Origin of the sequence: Arthrobacter sp. 131MFCol6.1 (assembly GCF_000374925.1) — a bacterium.
Taxonomy (GTDB): Bacteria; Actinomycetota; Actinomycetes; order Actinomycetales; family Micrococcaceae; genus Arthrobacter.
Window position 1 is genome coordinate 498,122 of record NZ_KB895541.1, and the last position, 17,075, is coordinate 515,196.

At 65.5% G+C, this 17,075-nt stretch carries 16 protein-coding genes; 6 read left to right on the plus strand and 10 right to left on the minus strand.

What is annotated here, in order from left to right:
- Both C566_RS20585 and C566_RS20590 read right to left on the minus strand, forming a co-directional pair.
- A partial coding sequence (locus C566_RS20585; RefSeq protein WP_043465674.1) for an FAD-dependent oxidoreductase occupies window positions 1–188 on the minus strand: 188 nt, incomplete at its 3' end.
- 131 nt (window positions 189–319) lie between these two features.
- The gene (locus C566_RS20590) at window positions 320–961 is read right to left on the minus strand and encodes a LysE family translocator (RefSeq protein ID WP_018772730.1); all 642 of its coding nucleotides are present in this window, start codon (window positions 959–961) and stop codon (window positions 320–322) included.
- Between the two features lie 343 nt (window positions 962–1,304).
- On the opposite strand from C566_RS20590, the gene C566_RS0102400 reads away from it, so the two are divergent.
- Entirely contained in the window at window positions 1,305–2,900 is a 1,596-nt protein-coding gene (locus C566_RS0102400) for an MFS transporter (RefSeq protein WP_018772731.1), read from the plus strand.
- A gap of 39 nt (window positions 2,901–2,939) precedes the next feature.
- On the opposite strand, the gene C566_RS0102405 is transcribed toward C566_RS0102400, so the two are convergent.
- The 4 genes from C566_RS0102405 to C566_RS0102420 all read right to left on the minus strand — a co-directional run bounded on the left by C566_RS0102405 (window position 2,940) and on the right by C566_RS0102420 (window position 5,822).
- On the minus strand, window positions 2,940–3,635 hold the full coding sequence (locus C566_RS0102405) for a GAP family protein (protein ID WP_018772732.1): 696 nt from the start codon (window positions 3,633–3,635) through the stop codon (window positions 2,940–2,942).
- A 12-nt stretch (window positions 3,636–3,647) separates the two neighbouring features.
- Window positions 3,648–4,802, minus strand: a complete 1,155-nt coding sequence (locus C566_RS0102410) for an AI-2E family transporter (protein WP_018772733.1) — start codon at window positions 4,800–4,802, stop codon at window positions 3,648–3,650.
- Between the two features lie 96 nt (window positions 4,803–4,898).
- Window positions 4,899–5,285, minus strand: a complete 387-nt coding sequence (locus tag C566_RS0102415; RefSeq protein ID WP_018772734.1) for an SHOCT domain-containing protein — start codon at window positions 5,283–5,285, stop codon at window positions 4,899–4,901.
- Between the two features lie 93 nt (window positions 5,286–5,378).
- Entirely contained in the window at window positions 5,379–5,822 is a 444-nt protein-coding gene (locus C566_RS0102420) for a hypothetical protein (RefSeq protein ID WP_155846715.1), read from the minus strand.
- 281 nt (window positions 5,823–6,103) lie between these two features.
- Between C566_RS0102420 and C566_RS0102425 the strand changes: the two genes are divergently transcribed.
- Window positions 6,104–6,934 carry a class II glutamine amidotransferase gene (locus tag C566_RS0102425; RefSeq protein WP_018772736.1) on the plus strand — a complete coding sequence of 277 codons (831 nt, stop codon included), beginning with the start codon at window positions 6,104–6,106 and terminating at the stop codon, window positions 6,932–6,934.
- Window positions 6,935–7,014: 80 nt separating this feature from the next.
- Here the strand turns inward: C566_RS0102425 and C566_RS20595 are convergent, their stop codons facing one another.
- Window positions 7,015–8,532: a hypothetical protein gene (locus C566_RS20595; RefSeq protein ID WP_018772737.1), complete on the minus strand. Its 1,518-nt coding sequence runs from the start codon at window positions 8,530–8,532 to the stop codon at window positions 7,015–7,017.
- A 285-nt stretch (window positions 8,533–8,817) separates the two neighbouring features.
- Window positions 8,818–9,384 carry a potassium channel family protein gene (locus C566_RS0102435; protein ID WP_155846716.1) on the minus strand — a complete coding sequence of 189 codons (567 nt, stop codon included), beginning with the start codon at window positions 9,382–9,384 and terminating at the stop codon, window positions 8,818–8,820.
- Window positions 9,385–9,537: 153 nt separating this feature from the next.
- Here C566_RS0102435 and C566_RS0102440 point away from each other — a divergent pair, with 153 nt between their 5' ends.
- The 3 genes from C566_RS0102440 to C566_RS0102450 all read left to right on the plus strand — a co-directional run bounded on the left by C566_RS0102440 (window position 9,538) and on the right by C566_RS0102450 (window position 13,898).
- Entirely contained in the window at window positions 9,538–12,180 is a 2,643-nt protein-coding gene (locus C566_RS0102440; RefSeq protein WP_196802320.1) for a helix-turn-helix transcriptional regulator, read from the plus strand.
- Between the two features lie 121 nt (window positions 12,181–12,301).
- Complete coding sequence (locus C566_RS0102445) at window positions 12,302–12,754, plus strand: universal stress protein (RefSeq protein WP_018772740.1); 453 nt, start codon at window positions 12,302–12,304, stop codon at window positions 12,752–12,754.
- A gap of 100 nt (window positions 12,755–12,854) precedes the next feature.
- Window positions 12,855–13,898 carry a hypothetical protein gene (locus tag C566_RS0102450; protein WP_018772741.1) on the plus strand — a complete coding sequence of 348 codons (1,044 nt, stop codon included), beginning with the start codon at window positions 12,855–12,857 and terminating at the stop codon, window positions 13,896–13,898.
- Window positions 13,899–13,922: 24 nt separating this feature from the next.
- Here C566_RS0102450 and C566_RS0102455 read toward each other — a convergent pair whose 3' ends face one another.
- Entirely contained in the window at window positions 13,923–14,219 is a 297-nt protein-coding gene (locus C566_RS0102455) for a hypothetical protein (RefSeq protein ID WP_018772742.1), read from the minus strand.
- A 190-nt stretch (window positions 14,220–14,409) separates the two neighbouring features.
- Window positions 14,410–15,255 (minus strand): IclR family transcriptional regulator, encoded by an 846-nt coding sequence (locus C566_RS0102460; protein WP_018772743.1) that lies wholly within the window; start codon window positions 15,253–15,255, stop codon window positions 14,410–14,412.
- A 250-nt stretch (window positions 15,256–15,505) separates the two neighbouring features.
- Here C566_RS0102460 and C566_RS0102465 point away from each other — a divergent pair, with 250 nt between their 5' ends.
- Window positions 15,506–17,062 carry an ABC transporter substrate-binding protein gene (locus tag C566_RS0102465; protein ID WP_018772744.1) on the plus strand — a complete coding sequence of 519 codons (1,557 nt, stop codon included), beginning with the start codon at window positions 15,506–15,508 and terminating at the stop codon, window positions 17,060–17,062.
- The last annotated feature ends 13 nt before the right edge of the window (window positions 17,063–17,075 follow it).

Sequence of the window (17,075 nt, forward strand, 5' to 3'; positions counted from 1 at the left end):
ATCCCGCCCGGGAAACCGGGGAAGTTCTCCACCTCGGTGGTGTTCATGAGGGCGCCGCCGGCCGTGACCGACCCGGCCAGGACCAGGGGCTTCAGCCCGGCCCGGGCGGCGTAGATCGCCGCGGTGTAGCCCGCGGGGCCGGACCCGATGATGATCAGCTTCTCGGTTGTCGTGGTTGCGGCGCTCACGGTCGGGCTCCTTCGGTGGCGGTTACCGGGCATGTGCTGATCATCCCGCCCCGTGGGGTGCTTATCAACGCCCCCGGGGTCGATCCCGAGTCCAGGCACCCGAAAAGGCTGCGAGGGGCTCCCTCGGGCAGCTAGACGGACGCCAGTGTCTGCGTCAGGATGGTGCCGCCAACCCCGACCAGGACCGCGCCTGAACTCCCGACGACGATCCGGCTGGTCCGGGGCCGGGCCAGAACTCCGGTCACCTTCTTGAGCGCGCTGAGCACCAGCACGTACCAGGCCGCCGCGATCAGCAGGAAGATGCCGGCCATCAGGGCGTGCTGGGCGAGGGGCGGCAACGGGGCGACATTGAATTGCGGGAACAGCGACAAGTAGAAGACGGCCACTTTCGGGTTGAGCAAGTTGCTCACCATCCCCTGCACGAAGGGCGAGGCCCCGCCGGGTTGGCGTCCTGCTGCCAGTGCCGGGGGTTGGCTGGGCTTGGCCTTCCTGGCGAACGCCTCGGCGAAGGCGCGCAGGCCTAGGTAGAGCAGGTACGCGGCCCCGGCAATTCTGATCCCGGTCCCAACTACTTCCGAGGCGCCCAGCAGCGCCGTGACACCGAGCACCGCCAGCGCGGCAAGGATCGTGTTGCCAACCATGATGCCGGCGGCGGCTGTGGTTGCCGCCCGGGGGCCGCGGGGCGCATTCCTGAGGACAAGCGCAAAGTCAGGTCCGGGCACCACCACCACGACCAGGCAGGTCAGCACAAAGGCCACCAGTTGTTCCAGCATCTGGGATTTCCTCCGGGCGTCAGGCTATGGCGGTGGGCGGTGAAATTCTGTCCGGCAACGAAACCCGGGCAGCCTTCTACGTTAGGCCATCCCGGGCAGGACCGGAGCGCAGCCCCGCCTCGTCCCCGGCGGAAGGGGTACAGCAACCTCACCCGCTGGGCATGATTCGGTCGCGAGTCCGGACAGCTAGCTTTGCATCAGCATCGCTTTGCGGTGGGCGCTGGTGGGATGTGCCTGCAGGATCACGCTCATGCATGAACTGCCCGTTCTGCTCCAGAGGAGGCGACATGTCCGGTTGCGCGGTGGACCCGAGCAAGCCAACAAGTGCGGGAGGTGGCCCGCGATGAGCTCTCCGAACGACGCCGGGACCCAGCCGGTGCAGTTTAACCAAAGGCTGGCGCTGCTGCTGGCGATGGCGATGTTCGTGCTGGTTGTCGACACGTCGATCATGAACGTCTCGATCTCCGCGGTGGTCAACGACATCGGCAGCACCGTGAGCGACCTCCAAGCGACCATCGCGCTCGAAGCGCTCGTGTCCGCCGCATTCATCCTGATCGGCGGCAAAGTGGGCGACCTGATCGGGCGCAAGCGCGCCTACATCCTGGGCCTTTGCGCGTACGCCGTTGGCGCCATCGCGATGACGCTGGCCCAGAGCATTGTGCCGATCCTCATTTTCTGGGCACTGATCGGCGGCCTGGGCGCATCGCTCCTCCTGCCGGCCATGCAGTCCCTGATCCATGGCAACTTCGACGGAGCCGACCGGAAGCGGGTCTATGCCTTCGTCGGGGCATCTGCGGCGATCGCCGCCGCCGTCGGACCCCTGCTTGGCGGGTTCATCACCACTTTTCTCTCCTGGCGTGTCGCCTTCCTGCTCGAAGCCGTCATCATCGCGATCGTGTTGTCCGGAATCAAACTCGTCCACGACGTGCCGTACACGGGACCCCGGGAGTTCGACGTCGTTGGATCGGTTCTGTCCGTCGTGGGCATGGGCGGCGTCGTCCTCGGCATCCTGGTCTGGCAGGAGGGCGGCGAGTCCGTGGCCGCCCTCATCATCATCGGCGTGGCCGGACTGTGCGGCCTGTTCTTTTGGCTCGTACGGCGCGAGCGCCTCAAGAAGGCGACCCTCCTGGACCCGGGGCTGTTCCGTTTGAATGCCTTCCGCCTTGGCGCCACGGAGCAAATGATGCAGCAGGTGGCCTTGGGCGGCACCATGATCGTGCTGCCCATCTACCTCCAGATGGTCCTGGAATACAACGCCATGCAGGCGGGATTGTCCATATCACCCCTGTCGCTCAGCATGTTCGCTGTCGCCGTGCTCGCCGGCAAGAAAGCAGGGTCACGCCGCCCGGCGAACATCATCAGGTGGGGCTTCATCCTCCTGATGGTTGGGCTGGTCGCGATCCTTCCGGTGGTGCCCCGCGCGGACTCCGGCTGGTGGCTCCTGATCCCGCTGGTCATCGCGGGTTGCGGTCTGGGGCTGCTGGTATCGCAGCTGAACAACTACACGTTGTCCCCGATCTCGGACGAACGCGTCAGCGAGGCCGCCGGCGTGAACTCGGCAGCGGGCTCGTTCGGCTTGTCGTTCGGACTCGCCTTCGCCGGGGCCATCATGCTCGCGTCCCTCTCGATCATCTTCACTTCCATGGCGGAGTCCAGCACCGTGCTGCCGCCCGCCGAGCAGCAGCAGGTCGCACAGGTACTTGAAGAAGACGCGCAGGTCCTCAGCAACACCGCGCTTGCCGAACTCCTCGCCGGCCAGCCTCCGGCGATCCAGGACGAGATCATCCGGATCAACACGGAGGCCCGGCCCATCTCCCTCCAGATTGGTCTGCTCATTCCGATTCTCGCCAGTCTCGCTGGCCTCATCATCTCTTTCCGGATGGTGCGGATTCCCGATCCCAAGCCCGCCGGCGCCGGTGACGGCGCGTTCCTGGATTGAGGGGTTCACCGCTGCGAATGTGGTTTCGAGGCAGCCCGATCAGAGCTGGAGAAGGCTGTAGCCGACAAGGAAAATCCCAATCGCCAGCGTTGCGATCGCCGCAATCCTGCGGCCATGGCGCTGCAGCCAGTTGAAAAGGGCGGTCAAAGGCACTTGGGCCCGTTCGGGGGAGCGCAGCCACACAGCGACCGGAATGATGACTGCTGACTGGACGACGGCGGCGTAGGCGAGGACAAGCAGGCTACCTGGCAGCGGCGGCAGTTCCTGGACACTGATCACTGCACCGGCGGTGACGGCCAGCAGGATTGCCTTCGGACGAAGGTTCAAGCCCAGTCCCAGGACGAGGAATTCCCAGGGCCGGGCGGCGCGGAACCGCGACTTCATCTTGCCAAGCATGGCATTGTCCCGGCCGCCCTTGCTCACGAAGAGGTACACGGCGTACGCAATCAGAAGCGCACCGGTCACAATGGCAATCTGGGCCACCCATTCATCCTTATGCAGGCGCGGCGGCCTGACGGGCAAGAATTGCAGCCCGACCGCCGACAGCCCCACGACCACTATCGAACCCGCAAGGCTGCCGATCAGGAAGGGAAGGGCGCCGCGGCGTGGATCTGGCGAGAGCAGAATCAAGATTGTCACGCTGACAGGCACGGTACTGATCGCCCCGGCCAGGGCGAAGAGGGCCAGGCTGCTGAACGTGCTCAGCATGCGGCCCTCACCGGCCCCCGGCAGCACCCCGATGGCATGTCATGCCTTCGGTCCGCTTCCGGTGTCCGGGCGGCCCGTTTTCAGTCGTCCGCGGCGGGCGCGGATCGCCTTGTCTTCTTCCTTGATGAGCACCTCGAGGTCCTTCTTGTCGCCCGTCAACGGCCGCCACCATGACAGCGAGGGGTCGGAATCGAGCAGGATGGTCCGGAACAACAGCGTCAGGGGGACGGCGAGGACGGCGCCGACAGGGCCCAGGACCACCGCCCAGAAGAGGACGGAGAAGAAGGTCAACGTCTCACTCAGCGACACGGCGTTGCCCACGTATTTCGGCTGGATGATCGACTGGATGATGCTGTTGATCCCGCCATAGATGATGATGACGGCCACGACGGTCGGCCAGCCCCCGGTGAGGTAGCCGAAGAACAAGGGCGGGATGATGGCGATGAAATACCCGATGTTGGGAATGAAGCTGCAGATAAAAGACAGCAGCCCCCAAAGCAGGGCGCCGGGGATCTGCAAGATGACCAGAACCAGCCAGTTGAACAAGCCCTGCGCTATTCCGAGGACCGTGGTGGCGACCATGTAGCGGCGTACGCTGGTGCCGAAGCCGTTGAGTGCTGAAACCAGTGCCGGCCGGTGGTAGTTCAGATGGATCAACAGTGCCGGCACGCGGGAGCCGTCCACCGCCATGAGAATGAGCATCGTCAGGATGATCACGAGGCTGGTCACCAGGCTCGCGACGTTTCCCAGGAGGCCGCCCAGGAACCCGATGATGCGGCCCGGCGTAAACCCGTTCAGGACTTCCTGGGCTTGCTCCGAGCCAAATCCAACAGATTCCAGCAGCGCGGAGATCCTGGCGCCGATCTCGGCCATTTGGGGGGCGTACTGCGGCAGCAGCGCGGAGAACTGGGCGAGCGAGGCAATCAGGACTGCGGCGAAGGCGGTCAATAATCCGAAGACAGCCGCGATTGAGGTCCCGGTGGCGATGCCCCGGGAAATTCCCCGTGCCTGCATCCAGCGGCGCAGCGGATGGACACAAAGCGTCAGCACGAAGGCAAAAAAGACGGGGGTGACTATTCCCTGGATCGCGCCGAGGCCGAACGCTGCAATCGTCGCGCTGGCCAGGGCGAGCAGGATGATTAAGGTGCGGGGGAGGGCCGAACGTGGATTGGATTCCGATGGTTCCGGCTCCATGAGCCCTCCTTGGTTCAGCCTAGCCATATCTTAGAAGCCTCATGGCCCCATGAATAGCGAGTTGGCCAGGCCTGCTCCTCGCGTGTCAGCCCGGAGTCAGACGACGATCTTGCTCTTGATCTGGGCAAACTCCTCCGCGCTGATGGTTCCCGCGTCCATGAGCGCCTTGGCCTTGGCGATCTCCTCGGTGGGGCTCGCGGTGGCGACACTGCGGATATAGGCATCGGTTTCCTGCTGGGACTTGCGGGCCCGCGCCATGGACCGCTCCGCCATGCCCTTGCCGCGGGCAATCATGTATGCCAGCACAGTCAGGAATGGAATGAAGACCAGGAGGACGATCCAGACGGCCTTCCACCAGCCGCTGAGCTCGTTGTCGCGGAATAGGTCTCCGATCACCATGAACACTGCATACAGGAAGGCGAAGATCGCATAGAAGATGAACAACCACCAGAAAATGTCCCAAAAGTTCTCGAAGAAATTCATTTGGCTTCCCTACTTTCACGTGGTGCGGCGCTGCCTATGAACGCAGCCTTGGATGGGAATGGGATTCACCGCGGATATCCCGGAAGACCCGGACTAGCACTTGGCGTCATTCGAGAGATCACTGATGGCGGCCTGCACGTTCGCGGCTTCGTCCTTGAGCGAGTTGGCCGCCTGCGTCAAGGTGGCGTCGTCGGGAACGGAATTCACAGCGGAGGTGAACTTCTGTTGGGCAGCTTTGACGGCATCCACCCGATCCTTGGCCGCGTCACTGGCCGCGTTGACCAGATCGTCGTAGCTCTTTCGAACTTGATCCCGGGCCGCCTGGATCTGGCCGATCGTGGCGCCTGGCTTGATGGTGTCCTTGAAATTCGTCAGGGCTGCTGAAAGGTCAGTGGCGGCAGCGCAAACCGGTGAAACGCTCGCCGTTGGGCTCGCGCTGGGGCTGCTGCTGGGTCCCGAGGTGGCGCAGCCGGCGAGCAGCGCGACCGCCGCCCCGAGCGCGGACATTCGCGCGAGGACTGGTTGTGGTTTCGACATTGGACTCACCTCTCCATGGGCTTTCGCCTGGCAGCCCAATCACTGGCAGGTACCACCAGTGTTGGGTGAGGGGCCCTCATGCGCGTCACCCGCCGCGGGTGATCCTTTCGCGCTGCTGTCCAGGCCGGGCGCGCCGCTGACCAGCGGGGACGCGAGGTCGGAACTATCGGACACGGGTGGGACCCAGGACCTCCCACCCCGCGGCCCGAATCACCCCGGGGTGATGATGTGCCCGCTCCGTCGCCGTGATGGACTGCTGTCCACAACAGAGGGAGGAAGCCATGTGCCGTTGGCTAGCGTATTCGGGTTCGCCGGTACAACTGGAGGAGCTGCTGTACAAACCCACCAACTCGCTCGTGATGCAGAGCAAGCACGCTCGAATGGGCGTTGAAACCACCAACGGGGACGGCTTCGGCGTGGGCTGGTACGGATCCGCGCCGTATCCCGGCTTGTTCCACAGCACGGAGCCGGCCTGGAATGACCGCAACCTCCGCGAGCTGTCCGCCCAGGCGTCGGCCGGCCGGGTTTTCGCGCACATTCGAGCCTCGACCGGCTCGGCAGTCCAACAGACGAACTGCCATCCATTCCGCCACGGCAGCTGGCTATGGATGCACAACGGACTCATCAGGGATTTCCCGACCGTGAAGCGCGACTTGGCCATGGCCGTTGAGCCATCGCTCTTTCCGCTGATCGAGGGAGCCACGGACTCAGAGCTCTTCTTTTTCCTCGCCCTGACCTTCGGGCTGGAGCAGGACCCGAGGGCGGCCGTGGCTGCCGCGGTTGGACTGATTGAAGACGTCGGCCGGCGCCACGGGATCGAGCAGCCGCTCCAGATGACAGTGGCCACTACCGACGGCGACACCACCTGGGCGTTCCGCTACTCGAGTGAACGGCAGTCCCGGTCGCTGTTCCACAGCACCGACGTCGCGACCCTTCGCGTCCAGTACCCGGAGAACCCGTTGCTTCATGACCTGGCGGACAACGCGCGCCTGGTTGTCTCCGAACCGCTGGGGGACCTCCGCGGGGCCTGGCGGGAAGTACCCGAGGCTACCTGCGTGGTGGTGCACGGTGCCGGGGAGGACCTCTTCCCATTCGCGCCGACCGCCCCCTAGTTTCGCTCAGTCTCGGCGGCGGCTGCCCAGTTAGCGCCGGCTGGCCCGGCGCTAACTGGCTGTCCGGTCCCAACAATCCGTCACGCGCCGGTCCCTCCGGCGTCGGTCGCCCGGGGGATGGGAGTCGTGGGATACGTGTCATCGGGAGGGCCGCCGGCAGTGACGGGCTCACCGTCGGGCTTGCCGCCGGACTCGACACTGGACTCACCGCCGGGCTCACCGCCGGGCTCACCGCCGGGCTCGGCGCCCGGCTCGGGCGCTGGCACGCCGGCTACGGCCGGCCGGCACAGCAGTTCGACCACGAGAATGACCAGCACGGCCAGTACGGCCGTCCAGATGGCGACGGCCGCCGTCGGGTCCTGCCAAAAGATCAGCACCAGCACAGCGATGCCGACGACGGTGGCTTCGATAATCCGACGGTAGCGGGCCAACCAGAGCTGCCATGGCTTCGCCTGGCCACCGCCGATCTTGCCGGTGATGTAGTCGCCCGCAGTCGCCAGGCCGTGCCGGACATACTCCGCGGGACGCGAGTGGCCGCCCAGAAAAGCTGCCAGGGCAATCAGCAGCCCGACGACGAAGACAAGGCGCAGGCTGGTGCGCAGCGGGACCAGGAGTGCCTCGACCAGGCTCTCGGCCGCCGCGGGGGAGACGGCACTGGACGGAATCGAGTCCAGGACGTAGTTCCGCCCGATCACGAGGGCCAGCGCCAGCACCGCCATTGACACCGCCACCGCCAACCCCACGCCGCTCGTCGTGCTCCGTCTCCGGCCCCGGGGGGCAACGGCAATGGCACCCACGGCGCTGAGCACCGTCAGCCACGCCAAGATTGGGCCGAGCCGGTCCAGGGTCCGGATGGTTTCCGTGGCACGGACCAGTTCAGGAGACTGGAACAGGGCGATCTGCGCGTCCACTTCCGGGATCCTCGAGGCGATGTCCACCCCCTGCTGGACCAGGAGAGTCTTGACCCGGGCGATGATCTCTTTCGTGGAAATCGACACCGTGCCGTTCTCGTCAATACTGACGGTGCCTCCCGTGCTTCCCGTGGCAAGGTTGACCAGCCCCTGGTGCGCGACCCGGTTCACCTGGATCCAAAGATCCTGGAACTGCGGTGTCGCCACGAATCTGGCCACGGCGGTATGGATGAGCGATTTGGTCTGCTCCGCAAGCATCGGGGCCAGCCCGGTGAGCACGGCCGCCACGCGGGGCGCCGTCTTTGCGAGCTCGCTCAGGGCATCCCGCGTGATGGTCTGGAAATCCACGGCGTCGGTGATCTGTTGGGTGACCTTGTCGGCGATTTCGGCCTGGATCGCAGGGTCCGAGGCCAGCGGTGCGACAGTGGCCACGTAGCGGTCGGTGTCGATGACTTCGCTGCGCAGGTAAAGGGCCGGAACTGTCGCGAAGGCCAACAGGCCAGTAAGAACCACCAGCACGATTGCCACAATGCGTCGGGCCAGCCCCGGATGCCGCACGGACGGCCTCGGGGGGGCCTTGCGGGCAGCGTCCCGTTCCTGCTGGAGACGGGCAACTTCGGCCCGTAACCTCAGGATCTCTTCCTGATCCGGGCTAGCGGGGCCAGCGGGCTGATCGTTCAGCGACATGAGGGGATCCGCCTTAGCTTGTGTTCCGCGGCTGGGCATTCACGGCTATTTTCATTGTTCACTCGGCGCACCGGTCCAGCCCCACCCACACAGGGTGATCTGTCACGCCGGGGAAACGCCCGCCACAGCCGCCCCTACGGGGTGGACGCCGCACGTCGGACGTGCAGATTGGCGGACCGGACCCGGCACTGCCAAAGGTGTCCGGGGTGCCCGCTCTTTCATATCCCGCGAAATTTCAGCCGGCCGGCGTGCTGTCATCCGTTTTGGGTGATGACGGCGGCCGGTTCAGGATTCGCTGCCCAGACGCCGCCCGGCCGCGAAGAAGGCCACTTTTGCGATCAATAGGAGTGCCCCCAAATCGGCAATCATTTGGACGGACACGACTCCCCTCGCCAGCTGGCTTACCGGCGTAATGTCCCCGAACCCGACGGTGGCAAACGTGGAAGTGGTGAAGTAAAGGGCATCGGTTCGGCTCAGGGGCTCGCTAAACGCCGCCGCAGATGTGATCGACATTGATGTGTAAAGCAGTGCGAAGAGGCACAGAAACATCAACAGGGTTTCGGCGACAGCCGCGGCCGCCCGGACCCTCGGGATATGCGCCACGAGTATCAGCCGCAATTGAATTGCCAAGACTGCGAAAAAGACCAGCACGACAGCCGCCAGGCGGATCCACGCGGCCGCGGGATCGGCGTCATTGAATCCCCCGACGGGAATAAGGAAATACAGGGCGAGGACCACAACCGAAAATGCGATGAGACGTGCAATCGCGAAAATAATGACCCGCCTGCGGTCGGCCTTGTCGAGGTCATGAAGGAAAATCGGGTCTGTCGGGCTGCCGTGCTTCATAGGCATGACTGATGATACCGCCGGGCATGCAATTCGTGCCGTGCCGCAATCGGGCAGCCTTAATTGCCGTATTTTCGCGCATTGTCGCGCTATGGAGCGGCGCACAAGGGGTCTTTGCGCCCTGTTGGTGCCCTTTTGCGCCCACCTAGCATGTGGAATGTGAGAGATAGGCTAGACGCCGAATGGGTATCGGGTCCACAGTTCAAGATCCGTCCGCCTGTGCGCGGCCTCGGAGCGTTGGAGCGTCCACGTCTGGAAAGCGCCCTGTCCGCGGCCGCAGATTCGCACCGCCTGACCCTCGTCGCGGCCCCGGCCGGCTACGGCAAGTCCACGTTCCTGGGTGATTGGGTCCGCAAGTGCGATCTGCCGTGCGCTTGGCTGTCGCTGGACCGGTTCGACACGCAGCCCGCGCGGCTGTTTCACGGTGTCGTTGGGGCGATCCAGTCCGCGGCGAGCAAACTGCCGCTGCCCGGAACCGACGCCCTCCTGGCTCTTGACCCGGGCCTTGCCCACGACCGGGCGGCCTCCTACGACCTTCTCCTCGGGGCGCTCGAGCACCTCACCGAACCGATCGTCCTGGTGATCGATGACGTCCATTTGGCCGGACCGGGGCTGGCGAACGGAATCGTCGGGGTGCTCGCCGCATCGGCACCCCCCTCACTGCGGCTGGTCCTCTCGGGACGCGGCCATACGTCCATCCAGCTCGAAAGATTCCGGTACGGGGAGGGACTGGGTGAACTTCGCGCCGCCGAACTCGCCTTCACGCGGGAGGAAGTTGCCCAGTTCGCCTGTGCGCTGGGACAAGATCAAACGTTCGATGCCGGGTCGCTCTGGAAGATGACTGCCGGCTGGCCTGTGGCCGTCCACGCCAGCCTCGTCTCGTTGGCGCAGGCGCGCAACGTGCCGCTTGCAACGCCAGGCTCCGCGCCTACGCACGTCCCGCTCGCCGACTATGTCGCAGAAGAGATCCTCGACCAGATCGAACCGTCGCTGGCCGAATTCATTCTCAGGGCCACTACCAGCGACTGGCTCGGCCGCCAGCTCGCCGTCGAACTCGAAGGCCGTCCCCACGGCGGCGTGCTGCTTGAGGAATGCCTCCGCAACGGGCTCTTCATCGAGGAGCACGAATACCGTGAGGGTGAATCGATGTTCCGGTGGCATTCGCTCTTCGCGGCGCAGTGCCGGCGCATCCTGCAGCGGCGCGACCCTTTGCTCGCCGAGCGTCTTCACCGCGTGGCGGCACGGTACTACCAGGACGTCGACGTCGTCGAGTGCGTCGCCCAGGCGCTGCAAGGACGCGCACCCCGGCAGGCCGTGATTTCCCTCGGCGCCCATTGGCTCGAATTCCTGCTCGGCAACGACGTGCAGACCCTCGAACGGCTGTGCCTGGACCTGCCCGCACCGTGGGGCGAGGATCCAGAGATCCTGATGATCCGGTCGGTCTGCCGTGCCCTTTCCGGCGACGGCACCGCCGCGGCCGAGCTCACCGACCGGGCGCTGTCGCGGACCTTCGCGCTGGACGCAATTCGACGCCGGAGGCTTGACAGTTACAGGGCGCTCTACGAGCCGCTGCCTGCCGACGGCCGCCTGGACCTGCCCACCGAGACGGACGACGGCCGGTCGACGACGGACATTTCAGGGGATGGCCGCGCCAGCTCCTTCTCGACAGGACTCTTCCTGCTGGCCCAGGCAGAGTTCCGGCTGCACCGCACCGGCGAACTCGCGACGGCGCTGCTCCAGGCAACAGGGGCCACAGGCAACCCGGAACAGCTGGAGGCAGTGGAAACCTGCGCCCAGGCCGAACTCGCGTTGGCTCACTCCATCGCCGGTGACCTCGTGAGCGCCGACGAACTTGCCACGGCGGCGTTGGAACGGGGAGAGTCGCTGGGCTGGAATTCGCGGCAACGGATGGCTCCCGCCTGGCTGGCCCGTGGCATTGCGTGCTACTGGAATGACGATCTGCAGGCTGCGCGGACCTGTCTTACCAAAGCGCAGCGATTGGGCAGCGAGCTGTTCCCGACGGGCCCGCTCAGTGCCATCTATCGGGTCCTGGTTGATTGCGGCGATGGCGACCTGGCCCGCCTGGCCGACTCCAGCGCGGCACTGGAGTCCTTCCACGGGCGGGGACGGTACGCCGTGTCGTGGAATGCCATGGACACTATCGCGGTGGCGAAAATTGCCGAAGCCAGGGGCGACCGGGACGGAGCTTTGCGGACCGTCCAACCACTCGGTGCCGGGGGGCACGGCGCATTGGCGGATACGCTGCTGGCGGAGTTGCTGCGCCGCGAAGGTGACACCGCCGCTTCGCAACGCTGTGCCGAGTCACTGGCCGATCGCCGCGGCAGCTCCTATATCGACACCTGCCTGAGCCTGACCGAGGCGATCATGGCCCATGCAACCGGAGATGCTGCGGCGGCACACGAGCGGATTGAACATGCAGTCCTCCGTGCCGAGCCTGAAACCGTCCTGCGTCCTTTCGCCGAACGGAGAGAGGAATTGGCGGATCTGCTCGTGGAGCATGCTGTGTGGGGCACCGCGCACGAGTCGTTCATCGCAGCGCTGATGGCACGCGAGGCGCAGGGGGAGACCCGCCTTCGTGCGCAGTCCTACTGGAACCTGACCGAGCGCGAACGCGAAGTCCTTTCCTACATGCGCTCCATCATGACCGCGGCTGAAATTGCCGAGGCGTTGTATATTTCCGTGAACACGGTCAAGACCCACGAACGGTCCATTTACCGCAAGCTCGGGGCGGTAAGCCGGCGCGACGCGCTCAAGACGGCCACCAAGCGCGGCATCGTCTGACCACCGCGGCACCCTTGGTGCCCTGCGCGGCGGTGCGCCGGTCAATTCACTCTCGTGGTTTCATCCCGGATGGGGTCAGAGGCCCCTAGGCGCCGCAAACCGGCGGTGAAAGTCTGGAACCATGAAAAATGTTGATCCCTTTGTGATCGTGATCGGATTTGACGGCTCGAAGCAATCACACGAGGCCCTGGCGTGGGGTGTTGAGGAGGCCCGGTACCGCAGTGCGGAGCTCCGGGTCCTGACTGTCTGGAACAAGGCGCCGATGGCGTGGTACCCGGCGATGCTGGAAACGGCGGCAGGGGAAATCGTGGCAGAGGACTCCCCGGAGCAGCAGGCTGAAGCTCTAAGCGCCGAGGCAGCGAAATCCGCAGTCGGTGTCAATGTCGTGACGCGGACTATCAAGAATGACTCGGCGGCATCGGCAATTCTTGAAGCCGCAAAGGAAGCCGACCTGGTGATCGTCGGCTCCCGCGGCCACGGCGGTTTCGCCGGGCTGCACATCGGATCGGTCTCCGCCCAGGTGGCCAGCCACTCTCCGTGCCCCGTCCTGGTGATCCGGCCGAAGACCTCCTGAACGTCCGGCCCGCTGGCCACGGACGTCCGGTGGCAATGCCGTGTGCCTGCTCGGCTGTGACCACCTGATGCCATCGAGCCGGGAGCGCTACCATCGGCGTATGACCGTCCTGGACTGGCTGATGGATTCGGATCCTTCCCTTCGATGGCAGGTGTTGCAGGATCTCGGCGGCGCCGCGCCCGAGGTCGTTGCCGCAGAGCGCGCACGGGTAGCGACCGAAGGCTGGGGTGCCCGCTTACTGGCATTGCGGGACGAGGACGGCCAATGGGCGCATGGCGCATATTTCCCCGCCAGAAGCGACTGCCCCGACGGTGACCGCCCCGACGGTGACCGTCCCGAGGGCGACAGCCCCGACGGCGACGGACTCGACGGCGACGGCGCGGATGAAGCCGGCGGCGACCCAGGTTGGGACCGCATCCCCCAGCCGTGGACCGCCACAACGTACAGCTTGCTCCTGCTGCGTGACTTCGGGATCGACCCGCGAAGTGAGCAGATGCGCCAGACCATCGCCCTGGTCAGGGACAACTGCCGCTGGGAGGAGGGCGGCCAGCCGTATTTCCAGGGCGAGGTGGAGCCGTGCATCAACGGTATGACGGTGGCGCTGGGCGCCTACTTTGATCAGGACGTCGACGGCGTCGTCTCCCGGCTTGTCAGCGAGCAACTGGACGACGGCGGGTGGAACTGTTGGGCGGAATCCGGCGCCGTGGTGTCCTCGGCCGCCACGACGATCAACGTCCTCGAGGGCCTTCTGGCTCACGAACGGGTCACGGGCGGGTCGGCGCAGTCCGTGGACGCGCGGCGCCGGGGCGAGGAGTATCTGCTGGAGCGGGGCCTGTTCCGACGCAAGAGCACCGGCGGGGTCATAGACCCGGCTTGGCTGACGTTCTCATTTCCGACCCGCTGGCACTATGACGTGCTCCGTGCCTTGGAGTACTTCCGTTCGGCGGGAGAGCCGCCGGACCCGCGCCTGGCCGAAGCCGTGGAGTTGCTCCGGTCAAAGAAGCAGCCCGACGGGACCTGGTTGCTCGAAAACACGCATCCCGGGATCGTCCATTTCCCGGTTGATGACGGTGACGGACGGTCCAGCCGGTGGAACACCCTCCGCGCGTCACGTGTACTCGACTGGTACGGGCGCGCTGTTTGAACTGGCTGTGTGAGTGGCGAGCCGCTAGGGCAAGACCTTGTAGAGGTCGATCACCGTCTCTTCTGGTGGAGCGGCGAAGCCGCCCTCAATACCGGCCTGCATCCGGGGCATGAGGATCGTGTCCCGGAATTTTTCCCAGCTCTCTTTCGATTCGTGGACTGCCATGATCGTCCAGCCACCAGCGGACGCCCCGGCGGCGTGGAAGGTCTGTCCCTCGGGCAGGAGCCCCGCGCCTGGATGGACGGCTGCAAGTGACGCTTCGTACTGTTCCTTGGTGCCTCCCGGGAAAAAGTGCACGATTCCGTAGGGCGTGGTGGCCATAGCAACTCCTAGGCTGGTGGATGGGACTGGACAAGGCCAGTCCTAGACTCCGCCGCCGGGCATGTCAAGTGGTCGCGGAAGCAGGCCGGGGACCCGAGTGCACCGCCGGTTCAACTTTACGATTCGTGATCCCAACGCCGCGCCGGGCCTTTCCAATGGTTGGAAGGGCCGGTGGTTGGCAGGGCCGCGGTCAGCCGTCCGACAGGGTCCGGACGTCCTCGGCCAGGGCGGCCCGGTAGCCAAGGTTTCGGGAGACCGCCCTCGCGGTGGCCATCACCGCCGGAGCCAGGACGTTGGGCGGGGTGGTCCCGTCCGGAACCACGATCGACAGCGCGGCCACCACCGTGCCCTGGGCATCAAAGACGGGCGCCGCCACGGAAACAGTCAGCGACGGCGCGGACCGGCGGATCATGGCAATCCCCGTCCGGTGGACGTCGGAGAGGGTGCGCCGCAGTTGGCCTTCCGGCATGGCAGCCACGCCCGGTTCAGTCTCTGCTGGTTCTTTCAGGATCTTTTCCTGGAATGCCGCATCCGCTCCGGCCATCAGGACCAGGCCGACGGCCGTGGAGCGCAGGGGGAGCCGGCCGCCCACCCGGTAGGCGACTTCCGTGGCCTGCTTGGAGGAGAGCCGTTCGATCAGGACGGCCTGGTCCTTGTCCCGTACGGCCAGCAACACGTGATGGCGCGTCACCTCGAAAAGGTCCTCAAGGTAGGGCAACGCGATTTCCCGGATGCCATGGCCCCTCGGGGAGAGGGACGCTATTTCCCACAGCCGGACGCCCACAACGTAGCGGCCGTCGTCGAGCCGTTCCAAAGCGCCCCAGGCGACCAGCCGGGCAATGAGGCGTAGCGCCGTCGGGGCGGGCATCTGCGCATAACGGGCCATCTCTGACAGGGTCAGCGCCCGACGTCGGTCCGTGAAGACAGCGAGCAGGCTGAGGGCCCGGTCGATTACCGGTTCGCCCTGTTTGGGCCGCTTGCCGCGCGCGGCGGCCGGTGTTTCAGCGGGGGAATGGGTATCCGCGGGTGCCGTCATTCGTCTTCGTTCCTTCTTCGTCGCCAGTGACGCTCACCACAATAGTGTTCCAACCAATGAAAATCTCATGTGACGGCATGGCGTCCGCCTACGACTCTTGATGAAGCCGGTCCACCCGACCGCATCTGGGGAAAGGGCCAGGAACGCACCGGTGCCGGACTGCCAACGTCCGGCCGGTCCGCTTCAGCCCCGGCCCCCACCAGATGCCGAAAATCCCCGTTGTTTTGGAAAGAATGCGAAGGCGCACTACATGAAACTTCTGAACCCCACCGCCCGACGGAGCGCGGCCGTTCTGGCCGGTGTCCTGATGCTCAGCTCCGTGACCGCCTGCGGCGGCTCCGGCCAGGCGGCCTCCACCGTGGACAAGACCACCCTGACAATCGGCGTCGAGAGTGACAGCGCGTCCTTCGGATTCGACCCGCTGCGGGTCTCCGACGCACAGCGTCAGTTCTTCGAAGGCCTCTACGAGAACCTCATGACCCTGAAGGCGGACGGCTCCGTGGGCCCGGGCCTGGCCACCGGATTCAGCTACAACGCCGACAACACCGTGCTGACCCTCACGCTCAAGCAGGGCGTGACGTTCACGGACGGGTCCACGCTGGACGCGGCACTGGTGAAGGCCAACTTCGACCGCCGCACGGATCCCGCCCTCTCGGCGTACTCCGCCATCGCCAAGGGCGGCGCCCAGGAACTGACGTCCGTGGACGTCCTGAGCCCCACCCAGGTGTCCCTGACCTTCGCCAAGGCGCAGCCGGGCTTCGAGAAGAACCTGACCTCCACCCTCGGCATGATCGTTGGCAAGGCAGGGGCCGCGGACACCGCAAGCCTGGCCGCCAAGCCGGACGGCTCCGGCCCGTACACGCTGGACTCCGGAACCACGGTCAAGGGCAACAAGTACGTCCTGCAGAAGAACGACAAGAACACCGACGCCGCGAAATACCCCTACAACAAGATCGTCTTCAGCGTCATCCAGGATCCGCAGGCCCGCGCCAACGCCCTCGTTTCCGGGCAGGTGGACGTCGCCCAGCTGACCTCACCGACCGTTGACTTCGTCAAGGCCAAGGGGGTGGGCGTCTCCCAGATCGGCGGCACGGTCCAGACCATGGTCGCCTTCGACAAAACCGGCAAGACATCGCCGGCCTTCGCCAGCGAAAAGGTCCGCCAGGCGTTCCAGTACGCCATCAACCGGCAGGCCCTGGTCGATGCCCTGCACAAGGGTGACATCGCGGCGTGGAACGCCCTGCCCAAGGATTCAGCCGGTTTCACGGAGGCACTGAATTCACAGTTCGCCTACGACCCCGCCAAGGCCAAGAGCCTGCTGGCGGAGGCCGGCTACGCCAACGGCTTTGAATTCACCATCGTCGCGAGCGCCACCACGCAGACCGATCTCCAGGCGGTCCAGAAGGACCTGGCCGCCGTCGGCATCACCATGCAGGTCAAGATGGCGACGTCGACCGACGAGGCGTTCGCCGCCGTCGCCACCACCCCGCTGGGCTACGCACCGCTGGGCTGGGACAACCCGGTGGGCCTGATGTACGGCGCGATCCTCAACGGCTTCACCAATGTCCAGAAGGCCACGGACGATCAGCTCAGCGCCGCCACCGGCGAGGTCGCCGCCGCCAAGGACGATGCCGCCCGGAAGGCGGCGCTGACCAAGCTCAACACCCGGCTGGTCGAATCCGGCTGGATGATCCCGCTCTTCGAATCCCTCACCAACCAGGGCTACAACACCAAGAAGGTCAAGCCGGTGGAGTTCGCCGGCAGCAACGTCTACCCGCTCCTCTCGTCCTACGCTCCGGCCAACTGACCACCCACCCTGC

What these genes read in the sequence shown, in the direction of transcription:
- C566_RS20590 (WP_018772730.1), bottom strand. Translation starts at nt 961, where the DNA reads ATGCTGGAACAACTGGTGGCCTTTGTGCTGACCTGCCTGGTCGTGGTG.
- C566_RS0102400 (WP_018772731.1), top strand. Translation starts at nt 1,305, where the DNA reads ATGAGCTCTCCGAACGACGCCGGGACCCAGCCGGTGCAGTTTAACCAA.
- C566_RS0102410 (WP_018772733.1), bottom strand. Translation starts at nt 4,802, where the DNA reads ATGGAGCCGGAACCATCGGAATCCAATCCACGTTCGGCCCTCCCCCGC.
- C566_RS0102415 (WP_018772734.1), bottom strand. Translation starts at nt 5,285, where the DNA reads ATGAATTTCTTCGAGAACTTTTGGGACATTTTCTGGTGGTTGTTCATC.
- C566_RS0102420 (WP_155846715.1), bottom strand. Translation starts at nt 5,822, where the DNA reads ATGTCGAAACCACAACCAGTCCTCGCGCGAATGTCCGCGCTCGGGGCG.
- C566_RS0102425 (WP_018772736.1), top strand. Translation starts at nt 6,104, where the DNA reads ATGTGCCGTTGGCTAGCGTATTCGGGTTCGCCGGTACAACTGGAGGAG.
- C566_RS20595 (WP_018772737.1), bottom strand. Translation starts at nt 8,532, where the DNA reads ATGTCGCTGAACGATCAGCCCGCTGGCCCCGCTAGCCCGGATCAGGAA.
- C566_RS0102435 (WP_155846716.1), bottom strand. Translation starts at nt 9,384, where the DNA reads ATGCCTATGAAGCACGGCAGCCCGACAGACCCGATTTTCCTTCATGAC.
- C566_RS0102445 (WP_018772740.1), top strand. Translation starts at nt 12,302, where the DNA reads ATGAAAAATGTTGATCCCTTTGTGATCGTGATCGGATTTGACGGCTCG.
- C566_RS0102450 (WP_018772741.1), top strand. Translation starts at nt 12,855, where the DNA reads ATGACCGTCCTGGACTGGCTGATGGATTCGGATCCTTCCCTTCGATGG.
- C566_RS0102455 (WP_018772742.1), bottom strand. Translation starts at nt 14,219, where the DNA reads ATGGCCACCACGCCCTACGGAATCGTGCACTTTTTCCCGGGAGGCACC.
- C566_RS0102460 (WP_018772743.1), bottom strand. Translation starts at nt 15,255, where the DNA reads ATGACGGCACCCGCGGATACCCATTCCCCCGCTGAAACACCGGCCGCC.
- C566_RS0102465 (WP_018772744.1), top strand. Translation starts at nt 15,506, where the DNA reads ATGAAACTTCTGAACCCCACCGCCCGACGGAGCGCGGCCGTTCTGGCC.